The sequence below is a fragment of the Mesorhizobium sp. M1A.F.Ca.IN.020.03.2.1 genome (genome assembly GCF_004023205.1).
Classification (GTDB): domain Bacteria; phylum Pseudomonadota; class Alphaproteobacteria; order Rhizobiales; family Rhizobiaceae; genus Mesorhizobium.
This window is the reverse complement of the sequence record NZ_RZSV01000032.1, coordinates 12465-35492: the sequence shown is the minus strand read 5'-3', so window position 1 is coordinate 35492 and position 23028 is coordinate 12465. Positions and strand designations below refer to the sequence as shown.

The following is a 23028-nucleotide window of genomic DNA, read 5'->3' as shown; positions in this document are numbered from 1 at the left end:
GCCGGGTTCGGCTGTCACGGCTTTCAAAAGTGTGGCATCGAAACGCGGGCCGATCACCGCGGCTTCCTGGGCCAACCGGCGCACCTCCTGGGGCAGCCGGTCGACCCGGGCAAGCAGCATTGCCTGGATAGTGGCGGGAATGCCGGTTGCGACTTCGCCTGCCGCAGTCCGCCATCGCTGGCCCTCGCGCATCAGCACACCGCGATCGATCAGGCCGCGAACGATCTCCTCTATAAAAAGCGGATTGCCGCCGGCGCGCTCGAGGATCTGGTCGACAAGCCTGCCTGCGGACTTTACCCAGCTCTCCCCGAACAGCGCCGCCAGCAGCCCGCGTCCGTCATCAGTGTTGAGCGGCGAAAGCCTCAGCGCTGTGTGACTGACCCGACTTGAGTCGAGCTGGTCGTTGTCCGGCGCCGGACGATGCGTGACCAGCAACATCAACCGCGTGCGTTCCAACCTGTCCATCACGAAACGCAGCGCCTCGAGCGACACGGCGTCGGCCCAGTGCAGATCTTCGACGACAATCAACAGCGGCGACAACGCAAGCCGCCTTTCGATGATCGTGCGGACTGCGTAGAGAATTTGCCTCCGCAGCTGCTCGGGCTCGACATGCTGCAAGGTGGCATCGGGGTCGCCAAGGCCAAGCACATGGTAGAGCAAAGGCATCAGCCGCTTCGCCTCCTCGCCCTGCAGGCCGAGGTCGGTCAGCAAGCCTGCGAGCTTCGCCCGCATTTCGTCCCCAGTATCGCTTTGCATCATCCCGGCAGCGCTGCGCACCACTGCGCCCAAGGCGCCAAAAGATTGTTCGCCCAGCGGTGAGCATGTGGCCTGCCGCACGGCGACGTTGCGAAAACGATCCTCGTCGCCGACGCGGGCGACGAACTCCTTCACCAGCCTCGATTTCCCGATACCGGCTTCTCCGACGAGGCGAACAAGTTGGGCCGAGCCGCCGCACGCCTGGTCAAGGCTGGCCAGCATTCTATGGAGCTCCGCACCACGACCTATGATCGGCGCGCTCAGGCCGAGCACCTCGAGCCCACGCGCTGCACGCGGCAACGCAAGCGGTGCGTCCAGTCGATGGACGAGCACACTGCCTGCCTTGCCGCGAAGCACAACATCACCCAGCGGCTCGAAAGAGAAGGCATGCCGGGTCAGCCTATGAGTGAGTTCGCCTACCAGAACCTCACCCGGTGCCGCCAGCGATTGCAAGCGTTGCGCCGTATTCACTGTATCGCCGGTCACCGAATAGGATTTGGCGGTGCCGATGCCCAATCCGCCAGTGACGACCGGACCAGTGTTTATGCCGATGTGGAGCAACAGAGGCGAGCCGGAGTGGGGAGCGCTTTCGCCGAGCCGCGTCGTCCGGGCCATCATGTCGAGAGCGGCGCGAAGCGCACGTTCCGGATCGTCCTCATGCGCGACCGGCGCACCGAACAAGGCAAGCAATGCATCACCGATGAATTTGTCGACGAAACCGCCAAAGTTTCGCACGGCTGCCGTCAATTCCTTGAACAGTTGGTTCTGCAGCGCTTGCATCACCTCGGGGTCGAGCTGCTCGCTGAGTGTGGTGAAGCCGCAAAGGTCGGCGAACAGGACCGTCACCGTCCTGCGATCGGCTTCAGAGACGGGATGCAACCCATCATCTTCGCTTTCGATGTTCGCGAGCAGCGACGGAGTTCGAGAAGGCGGCACAATGGTCCGGCTTGGTGTCGGAGCAGGCCGTTCGACGGCTTTTGCCGTCGCACCGACGCTTGCCCCACATTTCGGACAGAACTCGAAATCGGGCGCGCACAGGTAGCCGCAGCTGGCGCACGGCACGGGCTGGCGCCTGCCACACTTCGGACAGAAAGCGAAACCGCCCTCGACCTCGAAACCGCAGCCCGAGCAGTCCATCGAGCAAGACCTCACTGGAGCCATGACGGCGTGATCTCGCCACGCACTTCACGGCCGGGTATTCAGACAAGAATGAACCGATAGTCGTCGGCCAGCAAGCGGCAGCGCAAATGGGGCATCGAGCGATCGGTCCAGGCCCGGTGGCAGAGCGCTGCCGACTCGCGCGTCTGCGTAGCCGTCGTCCACGAAAATTCCCTCTTAGCCTCCGCCTTCCTGCTATTATGGAGCCGAGGACACGTGCCCATGAGCGAAAACCGGAAGCTGGCCGCAATCCTCGCTGCAGATGTGGTTGGATACAGCCGGCTCGCGAGCGAGGACGAAGATCGTACTTTGGCGAGGTTGCGGGCACTGCGCAGCGACCTGATTGATCCAATCATCGCAGTGCACAACGGGCGGGTGATCAAGCGCACGGGGGATGGAGCGCTGGTCGAGTTCCGCAGCGTGGTGAATGCCGTGCGCTGCGCCGTTGATGTTCAGAACGGCATGGTCGAGCGCAATGCCGGCGTGCCGCAGGACCGCCGCATCGAGTTCAGGATCGGCATCCATCTGGGCGATGTGGTCGAAGAGAGCGACGGCGACCTGATGGGCGACGGCGTCAACATCGCCTCGCGTTTGGAGGGCGTCGCGGCGCCCGGCGCCATCTGCCTGTCCGAGGATGCCTATCGCCAGGTCAAGGCGCGGCTCGACCTCTCGGTCAGCGATCTCGGCAGCACACAGCTCAAGAACATCGCCGAGCCGATCCGGGTCTATTCGCTACAAGTCGGCAGCGCCGGGACCAAGGCGGCCGCGACCCCGGAAACCGCGGCGAGCCGGCCCGCGACGGCAGCGCCGCCGAAACTGTCGATCGCCGTCCTGCCGTTCGCCAACATGAGCGGTGACGCCGAACAGGATTACTTCGCCGACGGCATTTCTGAGGACATCATCACGGCGCTGTCCAAACTGTCGCAGCTCTTCGTCATCGCACGCAATTCGTCGTTCACCTTCAAGGGCCAGAACGTCCATGTGCAGGAGGTGGGCTCGAAGCTCGGCGTGCGGCATGTACTCGAGGGCAGCGTACGCAAGTCGGGGAACAGGGTGCGCATCACCGCGCAGCTCATCGATGCAACCTCGGGCGGCCATCTTTGGGCAGAGCGGTTCGATCGCGACCTGACTGACATATTCGCGGTGCAGGACGACGTGACGCAGCAGATCGTCGGGGCGTTGGCGCTTAATCTGACCGAGGGCGACCGTCAGCGGCTGGCGCCCGAGTATGCGCGCAACACGCAGGCGTATGACTATTTCATGCGGGGCCGGGAGCTGTGGCACCGGCTGACGAAGGAGACGAACGTCGCAGCCCGCGACCTCTTGCAACGTGCGATCGAACTGGACCCGAAGTTTGCCTCTGCCCACGCCTTCCTCGCCCTCACGCACGGGCTCGATTACCTGAACAGGTGGAGTGCGTCGCCGCCGGAATCGATGGCGCAAGCGGAAGAGGCTGCAACGCGAGCGGTAACGCTGGATGACAGCGATCCCTGGGCGCACTGGGCACTGGCTATCGTGAAGCTGTATACACGACGGCACGATGAAGCCATCAACGAGGCCGAGCACGCGATAGCTCTCAATCCGAACTTCGCCGAAGGGCACGTGATCCTCGGCGAGGCGCTGCACTATTCGGGCAGATCCGTAGAGGCGCTCGAGAGTTACGCCCGGGGCAAGACCTTGAATCCATACTTTCCGGATGTGCTTCTGCATTTCCAGGCTTTGGCATCGTTTCAACTCGGAAGGTACGAAGAGGCCGTTGACCTCTTGCTGCAGCGGCTGGCTCGCAACGCTGTCACCGATGTCTCGCGCGCGCTTCTGGCCGCCAGCTACGGCCATCTGGGCCGTTTCGCCGAGGCCCGCGAGGCATGGCAGGAGGTGCTTCGCGTCAATCCCGACTATTCGCTGGACTACCGACGCAAGGTCTTGCCCTACAAGAACCCTGCCGATTTCGAACTCATCGTGGACGGGCTCCGCAAGGCCGGTATCGTGCAATGACAGGTGAGGCCATGTCAGGTCAGGCCTTGAACTGCGTTCATTCGCGAATGGACTCTCCGCGAATAAAACCTGATGCGAAGCTCAGGTCGCCTTGATCTCTGCCTGGCCGATCTTGCGCCATCGGGCGTCTTCCCGAACTAGTTTCAGGTCGTCGGTCGTCTCGGCAAATGTTTGCAAGCGATACTGCCGGAGCAGATCCGCGAAGAGCGCCCCTTGCGGCAGGCCGGCAAGCTGCTCGCGCACCGAGATCTTTTCATCGATGACCCGCACGCCCCAGGCATTTTCCCGAACCTGCAGCTCCTGAGCCAGATCGCGCTCTTCCGGCGCGTTCTCGTCAAGCGCGGCCAGCAGGATCGAGTGGAAAAGCGCCACATAGCCAATCTGTCTCAGGCCGCCCACAACCCGCACGCGCGGCAATATGGCGAGCACGAGGAACGTGAGGAACAAGTTCGGCAGCAGCACGCCTTCCAGTAGCGCCTGCTTGAGATGCGTTCGCTCGAACGGGATGGAAAGACCATGCCGCCTGTCGGGCTCGATCAGATGGCCGTTCTCGAGGACGAGCTTGCGCACGCGCTCGTCGCGGATGCCCCAGAAATAGGCTGTGGCATTGGGCAGGAATCTGCCAAATGGTCTCGATGCGGTCTCTTCCAAGGCACGTTCGAGACGCTGGCGCCTCGCCGGCTTAAACAGCAGCCTGGAAAGAAGGCTGCCGTCATATTCCAGATGCCGAGCCATGGCGGCCGCGGCCAGCCGATCATCGATGAAAACCGGCCAAGTCATGTCGGAACCATCCCAATTGGCGACCAGATCCTCGTTGAGGGCTGTGACCGCGTCGGCCGCGGTTGCAAACATCTTGTCCCGGCTGGCAAGCAGTGTGCCCAGCCAGCGGCTGGCATCCGTTTCATCACCAACCGCTTCGAGCGCGCGTTTGTTGAGGAAGACGGGACCGGCCGCGCAGGCGCTTTTGCGGCAAAGCTTGTGGCGCCCCATGCCAAACAGGTTGACCTTGTCGTCGCCGACATCGAGCCATCCGGGCCCCTCCCGGCCGATTGTCTCCATGGTCATCGTCGTTCCCATGAAGCAGAAGAAGGCCGAGAGCCCGCTTTCGACCGCGCCGAGCCAGGCAAGCAGCAGGGCGTCGAAGGTGATCCGGTCCATCAGAAGCAGACAGTGCAGGCCGGACTGAATGACCGGTCTGTGCTCGAACCCGTCGAGGGCCTTGCCGACCTCTTCAGGCTGCATGATCGCACCAAGACGCTGATGCAGCACGTCGCGCAGGATCGAGCGGGCAGCGATCGCCGGGTCCGATGCAGGCCTTACCACCGGCCGCCACAGATGGCGGGCATAATCGGAAACCGGTGCGTTCCAGTTCTGCTCGATGTCACGCACGACCTCCGGGCAGAGCAGCGACAGCACAGCCAGAATTTCCACTGGAGGCGTAGGGATTGGGTCAGCCACGGCGGTCATCTGTCCCGTCTGGCGGCTCGCGGTGCAAACGCCAAGCGAGACCAGACTTTCTGGATGCCGGCCCACACATGGATCGTCAACTCGATCAGAACGGTGTGAGACGAAGTTATCCTACAGAGCTCTCCATCGGCAACCGCCAGTTCGCCGACTCGGCTTGGATTGCTAGATTGGACAAACAGTTAAGACCGAACAGCGGATTTCAGAATCGCAGCCGGGCCATGCTGAGGAGGTCGTGGTACTGGCCGTCGGTAAAGCCGGCCTTCACATGCCGACCTTCGACCTCGAAGCCATGGCTTTTGTAGAGGCGCATGGCCGGTTCGTTGTCGGCGTAGACGGTCAATTCGACCCGCTTCAGAGCGCGCCAATTGTCGGCCACGTCGAGCAGCGCGCCAAGTATGGCAGAGCCGATGCCTTTGCCGACAAAGGCATCGTCAAGACCGATATTGATCTCGCCGATATGCGAACGGCGCGGCGAACCCTGCACGACCAGGCTGCCATGGCCGACGACCCTGCCCTCCACCTCCGCAACGATCCAGGTGGTTTCCTGGCCGGACTTGGCGATGCGCCGCTCCACCTGCTCCACCATCTCGAAAGGCATCCTGAGCGTGCCCCAGCGGAAGCCCGGCATGTTGAAGATGGCGCAAAGCGCCTCCGCATCGCTTAGCCGAACGGATCGGAGCTGCGGCTGGATTTTCTCGGAGGATGGCGAGGTTGTGCTGGTCATAACGTTCCCGGCGATGGCAATCGGCACGGTACGATGCACCCTACGTCACCTGAAAATCCAGCCGTCTCTAGAACCTATGATGCCGATTGCGAGCTAAAATACTGAGTGGCGGCGAAAAGTTTGAAGACGCCGCTGATGCCGATCCAGGCGAAAAGGGCGAGCCAGCACAATGTCCCGGTCGCCGTCCAGTCGATCCGGTTCACCGCAGCGTCGGTGATGACGAGTCCAACAATGGCAAGCAGGCCAACCAGCAACTGCGCCAAGCCCAGCACCAGCAGTTCCTCGCGCGGCGCGCTTCTCCAGACGGCATATATGCCACCCGCCCCCGCGAGGAAGATGGCGCTGTAGACCTGAGCGTGGAAGCCATCGACCGGCCATGGCCAGAAGCTGCCGAATGTCAGGGGGAACAGCAAAAGGCCGACGCCATAGAGCCCAAGGACTGCCAATTCCACCGGCATGTAGCCGCGCCATGCGGGCTGTAAGGTCACGCCTTTTGCAGAAGGACGGGCCCTGGCCCGCCACAAGAACAGCCCGGATGCCGCGACCGAACCAAGATAGACCAGAAACCAGAGCCAGGGCGCTTTGCGCCCGAAGTTGAAATAGCCGAGATTGATGAACGACGCCACCGACACGATGACGGTGAAGATGAGCGCCATGACGAGCACGAGCCTGCCGGGCGACCAGCGATTCCAGAACAGCAGCGCCGCCATCACGACCATTTCGGCGGTGTAGAAGCCACCAAGGAAGCGGGCATTGAACGGGGTGACGGCCCACGGCCAGCGCGGCTTGACCAGCACGGGCGCGAAGAACAGGCCGGCGCCTACGGTCAGGACGATAATGACCACCAAGGAAAAGAGGCGCAGGGTGCCGGGAAACGGCGGATTGTCGGATGTCGGCATCGGGTAGCCCGCATAGATAAATGCCCATGGATCATCATAGTGCCGGTTGCGGCCGGCGAAAATCCACCACACGGACTTGAGGTATCGCCCGGCTTGTCTATTCGAATGGCCGTAGGGTCGGTTTCGAAGTAAAATGGCGCAGTCGGACCAGGACCGGTCCGGTCAACACGTTTCGGCGGCGCATTTCTTCCGGAGCCTGCACGATGAACGAAGCTCAGGATCTGTTCTCGCTTCTGCGGCAATCGACCGATGTCGATCCGCGGGCAATCGATGCGATCAAGCGAACCATCGCGGAGGGCAAGGACCGCGAGCTTTGCCGCATCAATGCTCTAGCCTTCGCCAGCAAGCATGGCCTCGATGTGGAACGCGCCATAGGCGCCTTTCTGCATGCGGCGCGCGTGGGCCTCTTCGACATTTCCTGGAATGTTCTATGCCCCGGCTGTGGCGGCGTGCTCGACAGCAACGCCACGCTCAAAACCCTGCAGAAGGACGAATATACCTGCGCGCTGTGTTCCGAAGGCTATTCACCGACCCTCGACGAGATGGTCGAGGTGACATTCACGGTCAGTCCTCGCGTGCGCAAGATTGCCGCCCACAATCCACACGAACTGCCGTTGGTGGAATATTTCCGCCAGATCTACTGGGCGTCCGGCGTCGACCTGCCGGAAGAGGATTTCGCCAAGACGATGGAAGCGTTCTCGCTGGAGGATATCGAGCTTGCGCCAGGTGAAAAGGCTGTTCTGCCCGTACAGCTTCCGTCCGAATTCATCATCGTCTTCGAGCCGGTCACCCATTCAGTGCAGTTCATCGACGTCAAGGGCGAACCGACAAGAGAGCGACGAAGCCTCTCATTGGTCTTCGACCGCGAGCATGTCCAGAACCAGACGCTGGAGATGCAACCCGGCCCGTTGCGCATTTCGCTGGAAAACAGGACCGACACCCGCGTGCTGCCGACGGTCTTCATCGCCGGCCAGGAATTGCATGATCTCCTGGGCAAACGCCGGCCGTTCCTGACAGCCAAGCGCCTGCTCACCAACCAGACGTTCCGCGATCTTTATCGCACGGATACGCTCGACATCAACCAGCGCCTGAAGATCACTAGCCTCACCTTCCTGTTCACCGACCTGCGTGGATCGACCGAGCTTTACGAGCGGGTGGGCGATCTTTCAGCCTTCGATCTCGTGCGCGTGCATTTTCAGGTTCTGCACGAGATCGTCGCGTCCGAGGCAGGCGCGGTGGTGAAGACGATCGGCGATGCGGTGATGGCGACCTTCGCGACGCCGGATCGTGCGATTGCGGCGGCCCTGAGGATGCGCGATGCCATGCGTGCGCTCAATGAGAAGAGCGGGCGCGAGGATCTGCTGCTCAAGATCGGAGTCCATGCCGGCCCGTGCATTGCTGTGTCTATGAACGAGCGACAGGACTATTTCGGCCAGACGGTCAACATTGCTTCGCGGGTCCAGAACCTTGCCAACGCACAGGCGATCTTCGCCACGCGCGCGGTGGTCGACGACAATCTCACCGCCGATCTGTTGCACAGGAACGCGCTGACGCCCGTGCCACACGAGGTCTCGCTGCGCGGCATCGAGAGGGAGATAGCGGTATACACGATCCCCTGAAGACTTGGGCCGTTTCGGCCCTCAGACGCGCCTGCAGACAAAATAGCGATCGGCGGGTACCGAAGGCGGCAGTGGAAGGCTTTGCAACTGCGGGTGATCGAGCGGCGTGCCGCTGACCGCAATGCCTCCGACGCGAAGCAGGCGCGCGGTCAGTTCGGGGAGCCAGGTAGAGGTCACTGCATCGCGATCTTCATAGCCGGTGCCGATGTCGGCATGAACAAGAGCGGCCTCGATGCCGATGAACCTGCTCGCCGTCTCGCGGATTTCGCCGAGCACGAGGTTTTCAGCTTCGGGAATTGAGCTGGCGTGTGCGGCAAGTGCGCGGTCGAACGCCACGATCCGTCGGCCGGGCAGACGCTCGCGCAGATGGTGGAACGTCCGGCCATTGCCGAGGCCGAGCTCAAGGATGGGACCCTCGATCTTCGCCACCTCCGCGCAGACTTGATCGAGAATGTCGCGCTGTGCCGTCAGCCTGCGGATGAAACTTTCGAGGCGACTCATATGCGTCTGTGTGTCCTGAACCAGCTCAAGAGACCGGCAATGCCCGCGACCAGGATGAAACCCGAGCAACGTGTTAGCCCGATCCGGCGTCGCCGCATATAGAGGCGAACGTTCAACACAGCAACAACCGAACAGGCCCCCGACGAACCGGGCGGAGTCTGCGCCTTGAAGCGCGGCGGACTGGCGATGTCACTTGTAGGGGTCCGCAGCGTCCCGCAAGCCGTCGCCGAGGAAGTTGAACGCCAGAATGACGAGAATGACGGGGAGGATCGGCAAAAGTAGCCATGGATAAAACGCGATCACGCTGACGCTGCGCGCCTCGGTGAGCAGGATGCCCCAACTGGTTATCGGTGCCCGCAGCCCGAGCCCGAGGAAGCTCAGCGCCGTCTCGCCCAGGATCATGCCGGGTATGGAGATCGTCGCCGTCGCGATCAGATGCGACATGAAGCCCGGAATGAGGTGCCGCCGGATAATGCGGCCGCTGCTGGCGCCCATCAATTGCGCGGCCAGAACGTAATCCTCCTCTCGCAACGCTAAAAGCTTTGAACGCACGGCCCGCGCCAATCCGGTCCAGTCGAGCAGCCCGAGGATGACGGTGATGCCGAAATAGATCAGGATCGGACTCCAAGTTATCGGCATGATCGCCGCCAGAGCCAGCCATAGCGGAATGCTGGGGATCGATTGCAGAACTTCGATTATCCGTTGAACGATCAGGTCGAAGATGCCGCCGTGATAGCCGGCCAGTCCGCCGATGACTATGCCGAGCAGGAAGCTGAAACTGATGCCGACGAGGCCGATCGTCAGTGAAATGCGTGCACCATAGATGATGCGCGAGAGCACATCGCGCCCCAGCCTGTCAGTGCCGGCCAGGAAGAGCTGGCCGTTTTCGGCAGGGCAGACAAAATGCCTGTCACCTTCGATCAGGCCCCAGAACCGGTAGCTGTCGCCCTTGCAGAAGAAACGGATCCGCTGAACATCATCCTGTTGGTCGATGTAGTTCCGCTTCAGCGTGTCCATATCCAGCGTCATTTGGCGGCCGTAGACGAACGGCCCGACGAACTGGCCGTTGTGGAACAGGTGCACCCGCTGCGGCGGCGCATAGATGTAGTCCATGTTGCGCGTGTGCAGATTGTAGGGCGCCAGGAACTCGCAGATCAGTATCGCGAAATAGAGCACCGCCAGGAATATGCCGGATACAAGAGCAAGCCGGTGCCGTCGAAATTTCCACCACATCAGCCGCAACTGCGACGCCTGAAAGACCTTCGACTGCTCCGGCGTCATTGCCTCGACCGACTGCAGGTCAAAGGGCGCGATGGAAACATAGTGTTGCAGCGGAGCACCCGGAGCGGGAAGTGGCGATTGCGTGTTCATTTGGTACTGCCGCCCTGCAAACGAATTCGTGGATCAAGCAGTGCCAGCGCCAGATCGGAAATCAGCACGCCGATGACCGTCAGGAAGGCGAGGAACATCAGGAACGACCCTGCCAGATACATGTCCTGGCTTTGCAGCGCCTTGATCAGCATCGGCCCGGTCGTTTCCAAAGACAGCACGATCGCCGTGATTTCGGCACCGGAAATGATGGCCGGCAGGATAGAGCCGATGTCCGAAATGAAGAAATTGAGCGCCATGCGCAGCGGGTATTTGACCAGGGTCCTGAAGGGATGAAGGCCCTTGGCGCGCGCCGTCACGACATATTGCTTGTGAAGCTCATCGAGCAGATTGGCGCGCAGCCGCCGGATCATGCTTGCCGTGCCCCCGGTGCCGATGATCAAGACCGGGATCCAGAGATGGGCGAGGATCGACTTCGCCTTGGCCCAGCTCATCGGCTCGCCGAGATATTGCTGGTCCATGAGATGGCCGACGGACGTGCCGAACCAGATATTGGCGAAATACATCAGGATCAGCGCCAGCATGAAGTTCGGGATGGCAAGGCCGAGAAGGCCGAAGAAAGTCAGGCCGTAGTCGCCCCAGCTGTATTGATGCGTGGCCGAGTACATGCCGATCGGAAAGGCGATGAGCCAGGTGAAGAGGATCGTCACGAAGGAAACCAGCACGGTCAGCCACATTCGGTCCCCGATCACGTCGCGAACCGGCAGCTCATATTCGAAGGAATAGCCGAAATCGCCGTGCAGCATCCCGCCGACCCAGTAGAAGTAGCGAATGACCGGCGGCTTGTCGAAACCATAGTCCTTCCGCATCATCTCGATGCGGTCGGAATCCACCGCTTCGCCCTGGGCCCGAAGCTCGGCAACATAGCTGTCGAAATAGTCGCCTGGGGGAAGTTCGATGATCGTGAACACAAGCGCCGATATGATCAGCAGCGTTGGAACCATTACGGCGAAGCGCCAGACAATATATCGAAGCACGCTCAGGACTCTCCAAGCCAAAATGTATCGGGCATGTAGACACCGAAATAGGCGGTCGGGTCGTAGCCGTAGAGCGCCTTGTCAGGCAGATTGCGCAGCCGCGAGGAGGCCAGAACCGGCTGATATGTTCCGTTCACCGTGCCGATCGAAAACACCTGATCGGTGTAGATCGACAGCATTGAATTCCAGATTTCAGCGCGCTCCGTGGCTTCGGTCGATGCGTTCCAGCGCTTGAGTAAGGTCATCAACTCGACCACAGGCGGAAGATCGGGCGCCTCGCCGAGCCTGCCACGAGACAAGTAGTGAGCACCCCAGAGCGGCCATTGCAGTTGGTCGTCAATGGTGGGGGCCAGCTGGTACGGGTTCATGTCGGCGGTCGGCACGCCATTGTCGATGCCCGACCACATCGACATCATGATCTGGCCGCCAAGCGCGCGACTGCGAAAGATGTCGCGCTGCGAAGTCCGGATGAACAGGGCGATACCGATCTGGCGCCAGTGATCGCTGATGAGCTCGAGCGCATCGGTTTCCAGCGTGCTTTCGCCGGCCGTTTCCACGACGATCTGCGCCGGGCGTCCATCGGGAAGTACCCGCAGGCCGTCATCGTCACGCGCCTGAAGCCCGACCTCGTCGAGCAGGGCATTGGCCTGATCAGGATCGTAGGTGACCCAGGCTTTCGCGAATTCGGGCCGGTAGAGCGGGCTCTCCGGCAGGACCGTATCGGCACTTTCCTGCGCCAATCCATAGAACACAGCCATATTGATCTCGCGTCTGTGCACAGCGAGCGAAAGTGCACGACGCACGCGCACGTCGCGAAAAAGGCCACGCCAGACCTGGTCGGCACAATTCAGATTGGGCAGCAGCGCCAGTCGCGAACCCTGTGTGCGTTTCCAGAGATGCATCTTGACCGGGTAGCGCTTCTCCGCGTCCTTCAGGAAGGAGTAATCGCTGAAATCAATTCCCATGCATTGCAGGTCGCTCTCGCCCGCGCCGGTCTTGGCGGAAATAATCGCCGACGAGCTCACATTCATGACAATCCGGTCAACATAGGGTAGTTGCCGGCCATTCTCGTCTATGCGGTGAAAGAACGGATTGCGCTCGAAGACGAACTGCTCAGCCGGCGGCTTGGTCCGGTTCCGCCAGGGATCGAGCGTCGGCAGTTCCGGGTTCTCCGGGCGATACTGCCGCGACATGCGGATATGCAGGAGCGTCCATTTCTTGGCCCTGTTCTCCTCCATCAGACCGGCGAGCCGGAATGGATCCTGGTATTTCTTGTGGAACTGCTTGAGATAGGCGGCCGGCAGAACAAGCGATAACGGCGAAGCAGCCGCGAGCTTGGGCAGGAAGTCGGGATTTGGCGCATCCCAACTATAACGGACCGTCAACGCATCGACGATCTCGAAGCGTGGCGGCTTGCCGTCGGCCAGCAGGGCCGGGGCGAGCCCGCCTTGCGAAAGTTCGTCGTTCAGCCAGACATCTTCCCAGCAATAGCGAAAGTCCTCCGGCGTCAGCAGGCTACCGTCAGACCATTTATGTCCTTCCCGTATCTTGAAAGTGAAGACGCGATCGTCCGCTACCTCGAAACTTTCAAGAATGTCGGCTTGCAAGTTGAGCTTTTGGTCATAGCCGACCAGGCGAGCATATCCGTAGATCGTCATCATCCGGATATCTTTCTGACTGCCGATGATCGTGCGCAGCGTGCCGCCATACTGGCCGGGCTGCCGCCCCATCGCAGCGAGATTCAACACGCGCGGCTTCTTGGGCAAGCGCTCGGAGAGTGCCGGCAGCGCCAGGGCCTTCAGCAGCGGCTGAAGAAATTGCGGCTCCAGATCGCCTGCGTGCAATGTGCCCGGCAAAACCGCCGAAGCCATGAGTCCGAGGACGGTGCGCCGGCTGATCAATGGCGTAGCTCGCTGACATCGGCCGAACGTCGGGCCAACACGAGGTGGCCGCCACCAAGATCGAGCGGCGACAATACATCCTCGTCGCCCTCGTCGCGGAATTGCGGTCCCCATGCGCTGGTGTCGGAAGCGCCGCTGAGCTTCAGCGTCTTGAAATCCATCGGCCTGTCGAGGTCGGGGAAAGGTACTGCGGCGACGAGTGAGCGCGTGTAGGGGTGGATCGGTTTCCTCAGCAGAGTTTCGCGTGGCGCAAGCTCGACGATACGCCCGCCGCACATCACTGCGATTCGGTCTGCCATGTAGTCCACCACCGCCAGATTGTGCGATATGAACAGGTAGGTCAGGCCCAGTTCCTTCTGCAGGTCCTTCAGCAGGTTCAAGATCTGCGCCTGGACAGAGACGTCGAGCGCCGAAACCGGCTCGTCGCAGATCAGCAGTTCAGGGCCCAGCGCCAACGCGCGCGCGATGCCGATACGCTGACGCTGCCCGCCGGAGAAACTGTGGGGATAGCGCTTGATGAAGCGCGGATCGAGCCCGATCGCCTGCATCAGGCTTTTGACAGTGGCGAGTCGGGACGCGGCATCGCCACGTTGATGGATCTCCAGCGGCTCGCTCAGGATGTTCTCCACCGTCATGCGAGGTGACAGCGATGAAACCGGATCCTGGAAGACCATCTGGATTTTGGCGCGCAGCATGCGCAGGGCGTCTCCCTCGCCTTGCAAGACGTCGATCGCTCCATCGCGGCCGTTGAACGTCACAGAGCCGCCGCTAGGGGTGATAGCCCGCATAAGGATCTTGCTGACCGTGGTTTTGCCGGAGCCGCTTTCGCCGACCAGCCCCAGGCACTCGCCGCGCCTGATATCGAAGCTCACGCCGCCCACGGCGCGAACCGTGGTTTGATGATCCCCGCCAAACAATCCGGACTTGCGGATTGTGAAGGTCTTTTTCAGATCCCTGACCGACAACAGGATATCGTCTGGCCCCTTCGACGGCGGCGCCGTCTGCTTGCCGAGCAGGTTCTCGACATTCACCGGCACCTCGCGCAGCGCCTTTAGCCTTTCGCCAGGCTTCAGGTCGAAATGCGGAACGGCTGCCATCAGGCCCTTCAGGTAGGGGTGACCTGGTCGGCGGAATATCGCCTCGACAGGTCCCGCTTCCATGATCTCGCCATGGTACATGACCACGACCTCGTCGGCGACGTTGGCGACCACGCCGAGGTCGTGGGTGATCAGCAACATCGCCATGTTCAGCTTGGTCTGAAGGCCGCGCAGCAAATGTAGGATTTGCGCCTGGATGGTGACGTCCAACGCCGTCGTCGGCTCGTCGGCGATCAACAGGGCGGGCCGGCAGATAAGCGCCATGGCGATCATGGCGCGCTGACGCAATCCTCCTGAAAGCTCAAAGGGATACATATCATAGGCGCGTTTGGGACTCGGAAAGCCGACAAGACCGAGCATTTCCTCGGTCCGCGCCTTGCGCTCCGCCCGAGCCATGGGGGTATGAATCTGCAAGGATTCGCTGACCTGGTTGCCGATCGTGTGCAGCGGCGACAGCGATGTCATCGGCTCCTGAAAGATCTTGCCGATGCGGCTGCCTCTCAATGCCCGGATTTCGGGTCCGTCACGTGGCATCTTCAGGATATCTTGCGTGGTGCCGGGCCTTTCAGGATCGGAGAACAGGATACGGCCGCGAACATGGGCTGATCCCGGCAGAATGCCCATCACTGCCTGGCTGAGAACCGATTTTCCGGAGCCGGACTCGCCCACAAGCGCGGTAACCTTGCCGGGCAGGACGCGAAGATTTGCGCGCCTGACGGCATGCAACGGTCCGCCGATGATGGCAAAAGAGATGCCAACATCCTCGATCCGCAGCAGATCAACACCCGAATTCATTCCACACCAGCCCCAATCTGGCAGGTTCGGAAGCGAGACTAACCTATTGCCAGCTTAGAGCAACTTGGATTCGGAACGGTCGCCAGCGGCGGAACCGGCGAGCGGACTGTCTATCTGGGGCCCTTCGGATCAGGTCGTGGCGGTTACTGGAGCTTGCTCGGGTCGCCCGCCGACAGCCGCGCGGCATCGCGGTGAAGCAACATGACCTGCTCGGCGTCCGATCTTCGGTCATAAACCGGCTCCAGCGCACCGTCTTCATCGACTGCGAGAGCACCCGACAGATCGGGTGAGAGCACCGTCAGCTTCTGCTTGATGCCAGCCAGTTCCTCGCTGCCGAGCGTCAGCCAGTTGCTGGCGCCGCAATAGCTGGCGAATTCCTTGCTGGCGAGAATGCTGTGCGGATATTTCTTGGTCAGTACCTGGAGGCGCTGGACCTCGTTTACAGCCGAGCCGAAGACGGAGAATGTGAGCCGGTCGGTAAGCCCGACATTGCCGAACATCACATTGCCGACATGTAGGCCGATACCAAATTTTATGTCGGTTAGCCCCTTTTCCTTTCTGCGCAGATTGAGATCCGTCACGCGCGCTGTGGCGCTGCGCGCTGCCGCAAGAGCAGCCTGGCAGGCGATCTCGGACTGCGAGCGATGCCTTTCGCAAGGGTAAACGGCGATGAAACCATCCCCGATGAAACTCATGATCTGCCCCCCTTTGCGATTGAAAGGTGCAGCAACGGCGTCGAAAAACTGGTTCAGCGTATCGATATAGATTTCACGGCCGGAGGTTTCGGCAAGCCTTGACGACCCGCGCATGTCGCCCATGACCAGCGCGGCCCGGATTGTATCGCCCTCGCCGCGCTTGATCTGACCGTCAAGCACGCGCCTGCCGGCGTCGCCGCCGAGATAAGTGGTCATCATGTTGTCGGCGAGCTTGGTGAGAACCGCCATCTTGGTTGCCATAGCGAGATGGTTCTGGATGCGCAGCAGCGCCGAAATCATGCTGTCGCTGAATCCTGCGGCACTGTCGGTGGACCAGGACCCCATCATGCCCTGACTGGCGTTGCCGTTGAAGGAATGCACGAAAGCCAAATAGTCGGTGACGCCTATAAGCCTGAGATCATCGAAAACAGGAAACTCCGATGGCAGCGACGGGTCGAGCCGGCGTCGCAGGTGGTCGAGCTTGTTGCTGAGCAGATGATAGTATGGGCTGGTCAGGAACCTGTCGGACGGCGCGCCGGGCTCATTGCGGAAGCTTTCGATTTCTAAGCCTCGGCCGCGAACCCAGGTGAAGCCAAGCGCATCATAAAGCGGATGAAGCATCGAAAAGCTCAAATGCACCCGCTTCAACGGCAGGCCGGCAGCAGCCAGCCGTTCGCAAAAGCCTTTTACCAATGTTTCTAGGTCGTTGCCTGCAAGTACCGATTGGTTCAGCCAATCGGCTACCTTATCCATGAGAATGGTGGAAATTTCTGCTTGCGTCGTGCTCATGCTATCTCGAAACTCCTCGAAGACGAGGCATTGTCCTTTGATCCGCCCACAACACAGTCCGCCAACGACCCCAAGAAGAGATCCCCGAAGTCAATGAAGCCAGCTTTGGCAGGAAAAGCCGGCGAAGAACTTCGCAACTGGCTGTCCGTGCGGGCGAGCGACAGGCTAACTGTATCTATTTACTCGCGGCATTATGTGTCGACGCTGCCGGCCGAGTGCAACCACGATCCTGACATCGAGCAAAGAATTCGCCGGCTCAGACCGCCGTCAGGCCTTTACCACCGTCTCTCGGGCTAGCCCGAGGCGGCCGAAAACATTGCGCGTGTCGACGATCAGAAGGGCGTGATCGGCGATCGCCTGATAGTCGATCGCGTCGTGGTCGGTTGCAACGACGACAGCATCGAAATCCTTCAAGGTCCCCTCGCTCAATTCGACAGACCGACGCCCCTTGATCGGCATATGCTCCCGTGTCGCCGGAATTTCTCTGACGTGCGGATCGTGGAATTCAGCCTTGCCGCCCCATTCCTCGATGAGTTCAATGAGCCGCAATGAAGGGCTCTCGCGGATGTCCGGCACATTCTTCTTATAGGCGAGCCCAATGATGAGAATGCGCGAGCGGCTGAGCGCCTTGCCGCAACGCCGGTCCAGCGCCCTGGCCAGTTCATCGACCACATGACGCGGCATAGCCGTGTTGATCTCTGCCGCCAGTTCGATGAAGCGGGTCGGCAGTTCGTATTCGCGCGCCTTCCACGTCAGGTAGAAAGGATCGATGGGGACGCAGTGCCCGCCAAGTCCGGGCCCAGGATAGAACGGCATGTAGCCGAAGGGCTTGCTCTTTGCCGCCTCGATCACCTCCCAGATGTCGATGCCCATCGCACCGAGCACGACCTTCAACTCGTTGACCAGGGCTATGTTGACCGAGCGAAAGATGTTTTCCGTTAGCTTGACCGCCTCGGCGGTCGCGGTGGTGGAAACCGGAACGACGGTCTCGACCACACCCTGGTAGAAATCCTTCACGAGCGCCGCCGCTTCAATGCCGTCGCCTGCCACGACCTTGGGGATCGTCGCGACTTCAAAGCTGCGGTTGCCGGGATCCTCGCGTTCGGGCGAGAAGCCCAGGAAGAAGTCTACCTTCGACTGCAAGCCGGTTTGTTCCAGGATGGGCTTGATCACGTCGTCGGTGGTGCCGGGATAGGTGGTCGATTCCAGCACGACCAGCTGGCCGAGACGCAGATGCTTCGCGATGGTGCCTGCCGTGTTCCTGACAAAGGAGAGGTCTGGCTCGCGGTTTTTCGTCAGCGGCGTCGGAACGCAGATGACGATGACATCGCAGGCGGCCAGTTCGGTAAAATCCGCAGTGGCGCGAAACCGTCCGCTCGCCACTTCGACAGCAAGGGCAGTGGACGTCACCGCCTCGATGTAGGATTGCCCGCTGTTCAGATTCTCGACCTTCTGGGCTTCAATGTCGAAGCCGAAAACCGGGAAGCCGGCGCGTGCTACCGCGACCGCCAGCGGCAATCCGACATAACCCAGTCCGATCACCCCCACTTGCGCGGTGCGCGTCGAAATCCGGTTCAGCAGACTGTCATATGTCGATCGTGAGGCGTCCAAAAATCTGTTTTCCTCAATGTGGACAGACTGCCCGCTTCCACGGCGAGGCTCATGTGGGCCAAACAACCCCGAGGCATATTGCGGAAAATGGATCTCCGCAAGCCGTCGTCAGGCCGACACCTTCGCCTTCAGGCTTGCGGCAGCCATCGCATAACCGCCGGCGGCGCCGTCGATGAAATGAACATGATCGCGCTGCAGCGGCGAGGCGACGAGGCACGTCATCAAGGCCGATTGCTGGCGGTGCAGGCCATAGGTGCAAATGCCCGCCTCTTCGGCCTGCTGCAGCCGGTGCTCGATCCGCTGCAACAAATCCGCATCTACATCGATGGTCATCTTCAAGCCGTCATCGAACTTCCGGAAATCCGAATTGCTGGCCACGTCGCGTTTGTAGATCTTCGGATCGAACCTCCCGATCGTCCAGCCATATCGATCGGTCACAGCCGCAAGCGACAACAGGAACACTATCCACAGCTTCGACAACCACCGCCTTCCCGCCGGCGCGACGGCCCGGGCCTCGAGATCGAGGCCGGCGGGCGAAAAACCGTAGGCCGGCCCGTTCACCGGCACCGGATGGCCATCGCGTTCCTGTCGACCGACAAGGGCGATGATGTCGGAAGCCAGAACCTGAAAACCGCGCACATCGCGCGAGGCCCCCGGAATGGCTATGATCGAGACGATTTCGCCATGCCGGGCTTCGATCGGGCTCCAGCGGCAGGAGAGACCAGTCAGATCCGGCCGCGCGTTGGCCGGCGCAGGATCGATCAGGTAGCGCCCCGCTTTCATCTCGGCTTCCGCCCAACTGCCGCCGCCGCCGGCAAACATGGCATAGAACACCGCTTCGGAGGCCCGGAACCTCGCTACCCGAACGTCGAGGCCTTGCGCTCTTATATCCGCTATCGGCACGATTGCGGCACGCAAGGTCAGGGCCAACTCGTCCGCCACCCATCGCTGGACGGCCGCCAGGGCGTTGCGCGTGATCTCCAGCGCCGAACTCGGAAACGCCACGAGCGCGCCGTCGCCGCCGAAGACAAAGGGAAGATCTTGCCGACCCAGCGCATTGAGCAGCGCCGAAATGACGCTGGCGCCGGCCATATTCACGGTTTTATAGCGCCCTGCCTCGATCGCCTTGGTCGAGCCGACGATGTCGGCGGTGGCCAGCGCCCAGCCATCGGGAAGCGGCCGATAGTTGTCGATGTCGGCAACGCTTTCGAACTTCGCGAACACCGGCAAGGAAGCGACGAACGGGTCGGACGCTGCGGCTGTTTCCATGAGCATGCAATAGCACATTCCACTGCTTGAAGGTGAAACTCGATCATGCTTCGAAATTGACTTGCGCAGGCTTTCCAATGATAGGCTCCGGCGATGCGAATTGCCTTCTACGCGCCGCTGAAGTCGCCCAATCATGCCGTTGCCTCTGGCGACCGTCAGATGGCACGGATGTTGATCAAGGCGCTTGAGCATGGAGGGCATCGCGTCGATCTGGCATCCGAATTGCGCTTCTATCTACGCGAACCGGAGTCGAAAAGTTTCGATGCGCTCAAGGTCGAAGCCCGACAGGAAGTCGCGCGGCTGACAGAGCTTTGGCAGCGTGACGGCAAGCCCGACCTCTGGTTCTCCTATCATCTCTATTACAAGGCGCCCGACCTGATCGGGCCCGAGCTGGCGTCGGCCTTTGCCATCCCCTATGTGACCGCGGAAGCCTCCTATTCGAAGCGGCGCAACGTCGGTTTTTGGGCCGATATGCAAGCCTTGGTGGCGCGAGCCGTCGAACAGGCGGCGCTGAACATCTGCTTCACGCAAAGGGATTGTCGGGGACTGACAGACGCTCTTCCAGACGCCGTTTTCGGCATGCTTTCGCCCTTCATCGACACATCGGTATTCCGGGAACTGCCGGCGCGTGGTTGTCCGACGCGTCTCGTTACCGTCGCCATGATGCGACCGGGCGACAAGGTCGATAGCTATCGCATGCTCGCGCACGCCCTCGCTCCGATCGGCCACCTGCCCTGGACCATGTCGGTCGTCGGGGACGGGCCTGCCCGTGAGGAGGTCAAAGCGCAATTCGCCGGCCTGCCCGCCGACCGGATCGAATGGCTTGGCGCGATCGAGCCAGCCGCCGTGCCGGATGTCCTCTACAGTGGAGGGATTTACGTCTGGCCGGGTTGCGGCGAAGCTTATGGCGTTGCCTATCTTGAAGCACAAGCTGCCGGCCTTCCGGTGGTGGCGCAGGATATCGCCGGCGTGCCGGAGGTCGTGCGGGATGGCCAGACCGGATTTCTCACCCCGCCGGGCGATGTGGCGGCGTTCACGTCTGCCATTGAAAGGCTTCTGGTCCGTGACGACGAAAGAACCGCCATGGCCGGCAACGCCAGACGTTTCATCCTCGAAGAACGCTCTCTCGCTACTGCAGCGGCGCGTCTTTCCGAACTTCTTGCGAAGATCGCGGTTGCATGACAGTCGATCAGATCTGGCAGCCCTTGGTGGAAGAACTGGCGTGCTGGCGACGGGCGGACCGCAAGGCGGAGTTCTGGTTGCGCGACGACGACGCTGTGGATCCGACGGCTGCGCTTGATCGGCTGCTGGAACTCACCCGTGCATTAGAGGTTCCGCTCACTCTGGCCGTCATTCCGGCGCTGACCGACGAGAGGCTTGTCGTCCGGCTTGACGAGGCGCCGCATGCCTCGGTCGCCATCCATGGCTGGGCGCACCGAAACTATGCGCCGCAGGACCAGAAAAAGCAGGAACTCGGCGCCCATCGGCCACGCCAGGCGGTGCTCGATGAGATGGCCCGCGGGCTGTCGCGCCTAACCGGGTTGCACGGCGCGCGTGCCGTTCCGATGCTGGTGCCACCCTGGAACAGAATCGACGCCGGCTTGGTATCGCAGCTTGGATCGGTAGGATTTGCGGCATTGTCGGTCTTTGGGCCGCCGAAGCCGGCCCCAGTGCCGGTCATCAACAGCAATGTCGACATCATCGATTGGCATGGCACGCGCGGCTGTCGTGATCATGGGTCCTTGGTTCAGGCCATCATTGCGCAATTGCGGCATGCATTCGACGGTGGCGAACCGGTCGGCCTGCTCACCCACCATCTCGTACACGATGAATCGGCCTGGCTTTTTCTCGAACGGCTGTTCACAGTCGCCGCACAGACTGAAGCCTGCGCATGGCTTCCGATCAGGACATTGATCGAGCGTGGCGGGGGTAGAGCAATTCCAGGAAAAGTGTGAGCGGTTTTCCGTCCGGAATGGCGTCAAAACAATAAGATAGAGCAAAATAGCTCAGCGCTTTTTGTGCAATGAGACTGGAAATTTGAGCGTCTGGCCGTCCCGCGCGGCAAAAGCGCCGGCAAACCTGGCTTTGGCCAGTTTTTCGATCTCGTCCAATTGCTCGTCGGTGCGTGTCGGATCGTGGTGGAACAGCCCAAGCCCTCGGGCACCGGCTGCCTCACAGAGTTTGACGCCCTGCTGCCATGTCGAGTGCCCGTTGCCACGGCGGTCTTCCATTTCGTCCTCGGTATAGGTGCAATCGTAGATGACGAGGTCGGCGTCTTCGATCAGGTCGAGCACCGCCTGATCCAGCTTACCCGGCTCGTGCTCAGTGTCTGTGATCACCGCCACGATGCGGCCGCCCCATTCGACGCGGTAGCCTATGCAGCCTCCCGGATGGTTGAGACTGCCGGTCCGGACGACCACTCCTTCGCGCGGCCTTAGAACGTCTCCGGATACGAAATCGCGGCAGTCGATGCTTGCCTTGCAGATGTCGAGCTTGGCCGGAAACCACGGCGGCCGCATGAATTCATCGACCATCTGACGGGTCGTCATGCGTCCCGCAAGATGGCCGGACCAAAGCCTGACCTTGACGCTCCGGTCATAGATCGGTTTGAAAGCCGGCAGCCCGATGATGTGATCGTAATGGCAATGGGTGAAAAACAGCTCGAAATCGGTCACGCCCGAGGCCCGAAACGCTCTGCCGGCAAGCCCTAGGCCAGAGCCGGCGTCGAACAGAAGCATATGCTTGCCGCATCGCATCTCAATGCAGCTCGTGTTGCCGCCATAGCGAGAGAATTCTGGTCCCGATACCGAAATGCTGCCGCGCACGCCCCAAAACCTGACCAGGAAATCCATGCTGCTCCTTCGCCCGTCGTGGCCAAACAACTGCTGCTAGGCGTTTCGTGCGTCGATCAGGTCCGCGGTCGTATGGCTTAGACGATCGGCAAGAACCCGCAATATCTCGATGGTCATCTCCGGGAACTCCTTCATAAGCCTCAGGAAATGATCCTTGCTGATTTTCAAGGCTTCCAGCGGACTTGCCGCTCTGACGGTGGCAGTGCGGGAGCTGTTGCACAAGATGGCGATCTCGCCAACGATCGAATTCGGCGCCAGTTCGGCAACTTTTATCGGCCCGCTGTCGGAATCGACCAGAACATCCGCGCTGCCTGAGAGGATGACATAGGCGGCATCTCCCTCGTCGCCCTGCCGGAAAAGGATCTGGCCGGCGCTGTAGCTCACACGATCGGATGTGAACGCAAGCAGCTTGAGCTTTGTCGGTTCGATGCCGGAGAACAAGGGAACGCGTTGCAGCATTCCAACTTCATCCTTGAGCAGCATTGTCGCAAACCTTCTCAAAATTCGCGTTTGCCAGGCGCCGTATCCCGTGGC

18 protein-coding genes are annotated in these 23028 nt (G+C 61.1%); 4 read left to right on the top strand and 14 right to left on the bottom strand.

Annotated features, from left to right (window positions below):
- On the bottom strand, nucleotides 1-1893 hold a 1893-nt coding region (locus EOA79_RS07995; protein ID WP_164893834.1), incomplete at its 3' end, for an adenylate/guanylate cyclase domain-containing protein.
- Nucleotides 1894-2136: 243 nt separating this feature from the next.
- Here EOA79_RS07995 and EOA79_RS07990 point away from each other — a divergent pair.
- Nucleotides 2137-3909, top strand: a complete 1773-nt coding sequence (locus EOA79_RS07990) for an adenylate/guanylate cyclase domain-containing protein (RefSeq protein WP_095823325.1) — start codon at nucleotides 2137-2139, stop codon at nucleotides 3907-3909.
- Nucleotides 3910-3990: 81 nt separating this feature from the next.
- Here the strand turns inward: EOA79_RS07990 and EOA79_RS07985 are convergent, their stop codons facing one another.
- From EOA79_RS07985 to EOA79_RS07975, 3 genes are all read right to left on the bottom strand, one after another.
- Nucleotides 3991-5376: a hypothetical protein gene (locus tag EOA79_RS07985; protein WP_095823326.1), complete on the bottom strand. Its 1386-nt coding sequence runs from the start codon at nucleotides 5374-5376 to the stop codon at nucleotides 3991-3993.
- 199 nt (nucleotides 5377-5575) lie between these two features.
- Nucleotides 5576-6100 carry a GNAT family N-acetyltransferase gene (locus EOA79_RS07980; RefSeq protein ID WP_095823327.1) on the bottom strand — a complete coding sequence of 175 codons (525 nt, stop codon included), beginning with the start codon at nucleotides 6098-6100 and terminating at the stop codon, nucleotides 5576-5578.
- A gap of 74 nt (nucleotides 6101-6174) precedes the next feature.
- Nucleotides 6175-7071, bottom strand: a complete 897-nt coding sequence (locus EOA79_RS07975; protein ID WP_245489847.1) for a hypothetical protein — start codon at nucleotides 7069-7071, stop codon at nucleotides 6175-6177.
- Nucleotides 7072-7202: 131 nt separating this feature from the next.
- Here EOA79_RS07975 and EOA79_RS07970 point away from each other — a divergent pair, with 131 nt between their 5' ends.
- The gene (locus EOA79_RS07970) at nucleotides 7203-8618 is read left to right on the top strand and encodes an adenylate/guanylate cyclase domain-containing protein (protein WP_067326333.1); all 1416 of its coding nucleotides are present in this window, start codon (nucleotides 7203-7205) and stop codon (nucleotides 8616-8618) included.
- Between the two features lie 21 nt (nucleotides 8619-8639).
- On the opposite strand, the gene EOA79_RS07965 is transcribed toward EOA79_RS07970, so the two are convergent.
- The 8 genes from EOA79_RS07965 to EOA79_RS07930 form a co-directional block, all read right to left on the bottom strand.
- Nucleotides 8640-9119 carry a class I SAM-dependent methyltransferase gene (locus EOA79_RS07965; RefSeq protein WP_066994102.1) on the bottom strand — a complete coding sequence of 160 codons (480 nt, stop codon included), beginning with the start codon at nucleotides 9117-9119 and terminating at the stop codon, nucleotides 8640-8642.
- 189 nt (nucleotides 9120-9308) lie between these two features.
- A complete protein-coding gene (locus EOA79_RS07960) occupies nucleotides 9309-10490 on the bottom strand; it encodes an ABC transporter permease (RefSeq protein WP_066994099.1) in 1182 nt (393 codons plus the stop codon).
- The gene (locus EOA79_RS07955) at nucleotides 10487-11485 is read right to left on the bottom strand and encodes an ABC transporter permease (protein WP_095823328.1); all 999 of its coding nucleotides are present in this window, start codon (nucleotides 11483-11485) and stop codon (nucleotides 10487-10489) included. Before EOA79_RS07955 ends, EOA79_RS07960 begins: the two co-directional genes overlap by 4 nt.
- A gap of 2 nt (nucleotides 11486-11487) precedes the next feature.
- Nucleotides 11488-13386 (bottom strand): ABC transporter substrate-binding protein, encoded by a 1899-nt coding sequence (locus EOA79_RS07950; RefSeq protein ID WP_095823329.1) that lies wholly within the window; start codon nucleotides 13384-13386, stop codon nucleotides 11488-11490.
- Nucleotides 13383-15278 carry an ABC transporter ATP-binding protein gene (locus EOA79_RS07945; protein ID WP_067326322.1) on the bottom strand — a complete coding sequence of 632 codons (1896 nt, stop codon included), beginning with the start codon at nucleotides 15276-15278 and terminating at the stop codon, nucleotides 13383-13385. Before EOA79_RS07945 ends, EOA79_RS07950 begins: the two co-directional genes overlap by 4 nt.
- A 143-nt stretch (nucleotides 15279-15421) precedes the next feature.
- Nucleotides 15422-16762 carry an adenylate/guanylate cyclase domain-containing protein gene (locus EOA79_RS07940; protein ID WP_067326319.1) on the bottom strand — a complete coding sequence of 447 codons (1341 nt, stop codon included), beginning with the start codon at nucleotides 16760-16762 and terminating at the stop codon, nucleotides 15422-15424.
- Between the two features lie 267 nt (nucleotides 16763-17029).
- Entirely contained in the window at nucleotides 17030-18373 is a 1344-nt protein-coding gene (locus tag EOA79_RS07935; RefSeq protein WP_095823330.1) for a nucleotide sugar dehydrogenase, read from the bottom strand.
- Nucleotides 18374-18481: 108 nt separating this feature from the next.
- Nucleotides 18482-19660 (bottom strand): DUF3095 domain-containing protein, encoded by a 1179-nt coding sequence (locus EOA79_RS07930; RefSeq protein WP_095823331.1) that lies wholly within the window; start codon nucleotides 19658-19660, stop codon nucleotides 18482-18484.
- A 75-nt stretch (nucleotides 19661-19735) separates the two neighbouring features.
- On the opposite strand from EOA79_RS07930, the gene EOA79_RS07925 reads away from it, so the two are divergent.
- Nucleotides 19736-20824, top strand: a complete 1089-nt coding sequence (locus EOA79_RS07925; RefSeq protein ID WP_095823332.1) for a glycosyltransferase family 4 protein — start codon at nucleotides 19736-19738, stop codon at nucleotides 20822-20824.
- Nucleotides 20821-21597 (top strand): polysaccharide deacetylase family protein, encoded by a 777-nt coding sequence (locus tag EOA79_RS07920; protein WP_127240511.1) that lies wholly within the window; start codon nucleotides 20821-20823, stop codon nucleotides 21595-21597. The genes EOA79_RS07925 and EOA79_RS07920 overlap by 4 nt, the downstream gene beginning before the upstream one ends.
- A 51-nt stretch (nucleotides 21598-21648) precedes the next feature.
- On the opposite strand, the gene EOA79_RS07915 is transcribed toward EOA79_RS07920, so the two are convergent.
- The gene (locus EOA79_RS07915) at nucleotides 21649-22494 is read right to left on the bottom strand and encodes an MBL fold metallo-hydrolase (protein ID WP_095777239.1); all 846 of its coding nucleotides are present in this window, start codon (nucleotides 22492-22494) and stop codon (nucleotides 21649-21651) included.
- A gap of 36 nt (nucleotides 22495-22530) precedes the next feature.
- Nucleotides 22531-22977 (bottom strand): cyclic nucleotide-binding domain-containing protein, encoded by a 447-nt coding sequence (locus tag EOA79_RS07910; protein WP_067326300.1) that lies wholly within the window; start codon nucleotides 22975-22977, stop codon nucleotides 22531-22533.
- Nucleotides 22978-23028 lie beyond the last annotated feature (51 nt).

Bases quoted from the DNA above. Each gene is read 5' to 3' on its own strand.
- EOA79_RS07990 (WP_095823325.1), top strand. From the start codon at position 2,137: ATGAGCGAAAACCGGAAGCTGGCCGCAATCCTCGCTGCAGATGTGGTT.
- EOA79_RS07985 (WP_095823326.1), bottom strand. From the start codon at position 5,376: ATGACCGCCGTGGCTGACCCAATCCCTACGCCTCCAGTGGAAATTCTG.
- EOA79_RS07980 (WP_095823327.1), bottom strand. From the start codon at position 6,100: ATGACCAGCACAACCTCGCCATCCTCCGAGAAAATCCAGCCGCAGCTC.
- EOA79_RS07970 (WP_067326333.1), top strand. From the start codon at position 7,203: ATGAACGAAGCTCAGGATCTGTTCTCGCTTCTGCGGCAATCGACCGAT.
- EOA79_RS07965 (WP_066994102.1), bottom strand. From the start codon at position 9,119: ATGAGTCGCCTCGAAAGTTTCATCCGCAGGCTGACGGCACAGCGCGAC.
- EOA79_RS07960 (WP_066994099.1), bottom strand. From the start codon at position 10,490: ATGAACACGCAATCGCCACTTCCCGCTCCGGGTGCTCCGCTGCAACAC.
- EOA79_RS07945 (WP_067326322.1), bottom strand. From the start codon at position 15,278: ATGAATTCGGGTGTTGATCTGCTGCGGATCGAGGATGTTGGCATCTCT.
- EOA79_RS07940 (WP_067326319.1), bottom strand. From the start codon at position 16,762: ATGAGCACGACGCAAGCAGAAATTTCCACCATTCTCATGGATAAGGTA.
- EOA79_RS07930 (WP_095823331.1), bottom strand. From the start codon at position 19,660: ATGTGCTATTGCATGCTCATGGAAACAGCCGCAGCGTCCGACCCGTTC.
- EOA79_RS07925 (WP_095823332.1), top strand. From the start codon at position 19,736: ATGCGAATTGCCTTCTACGCGCCGCTGAAGTCGCCCAATCATGCCGTT.
- EOA79_RS07920 (WP_127240511.1), top strand. From the start codon at position 20,821: ATGACAGTCGATCAGATCTGGCAGCCCTTGGTGGAAGAACTGGCGTGC.
- EOA79_RS07915 (WP_095777239.1), bottom strand. From the start codon at position 22,494: ATGGATTTCCTGGTCAGGTTTTGGGGCGTGCGCGGCAGCATTTCGGTA.
- EOA79_RS07910 (WP_067326300.1), bottom strand. From the start codon at position 22,977: ATGCTGCTCAAGGATGAAGTTGGAATGCTGCAACGCGTTCCCTTGTTC.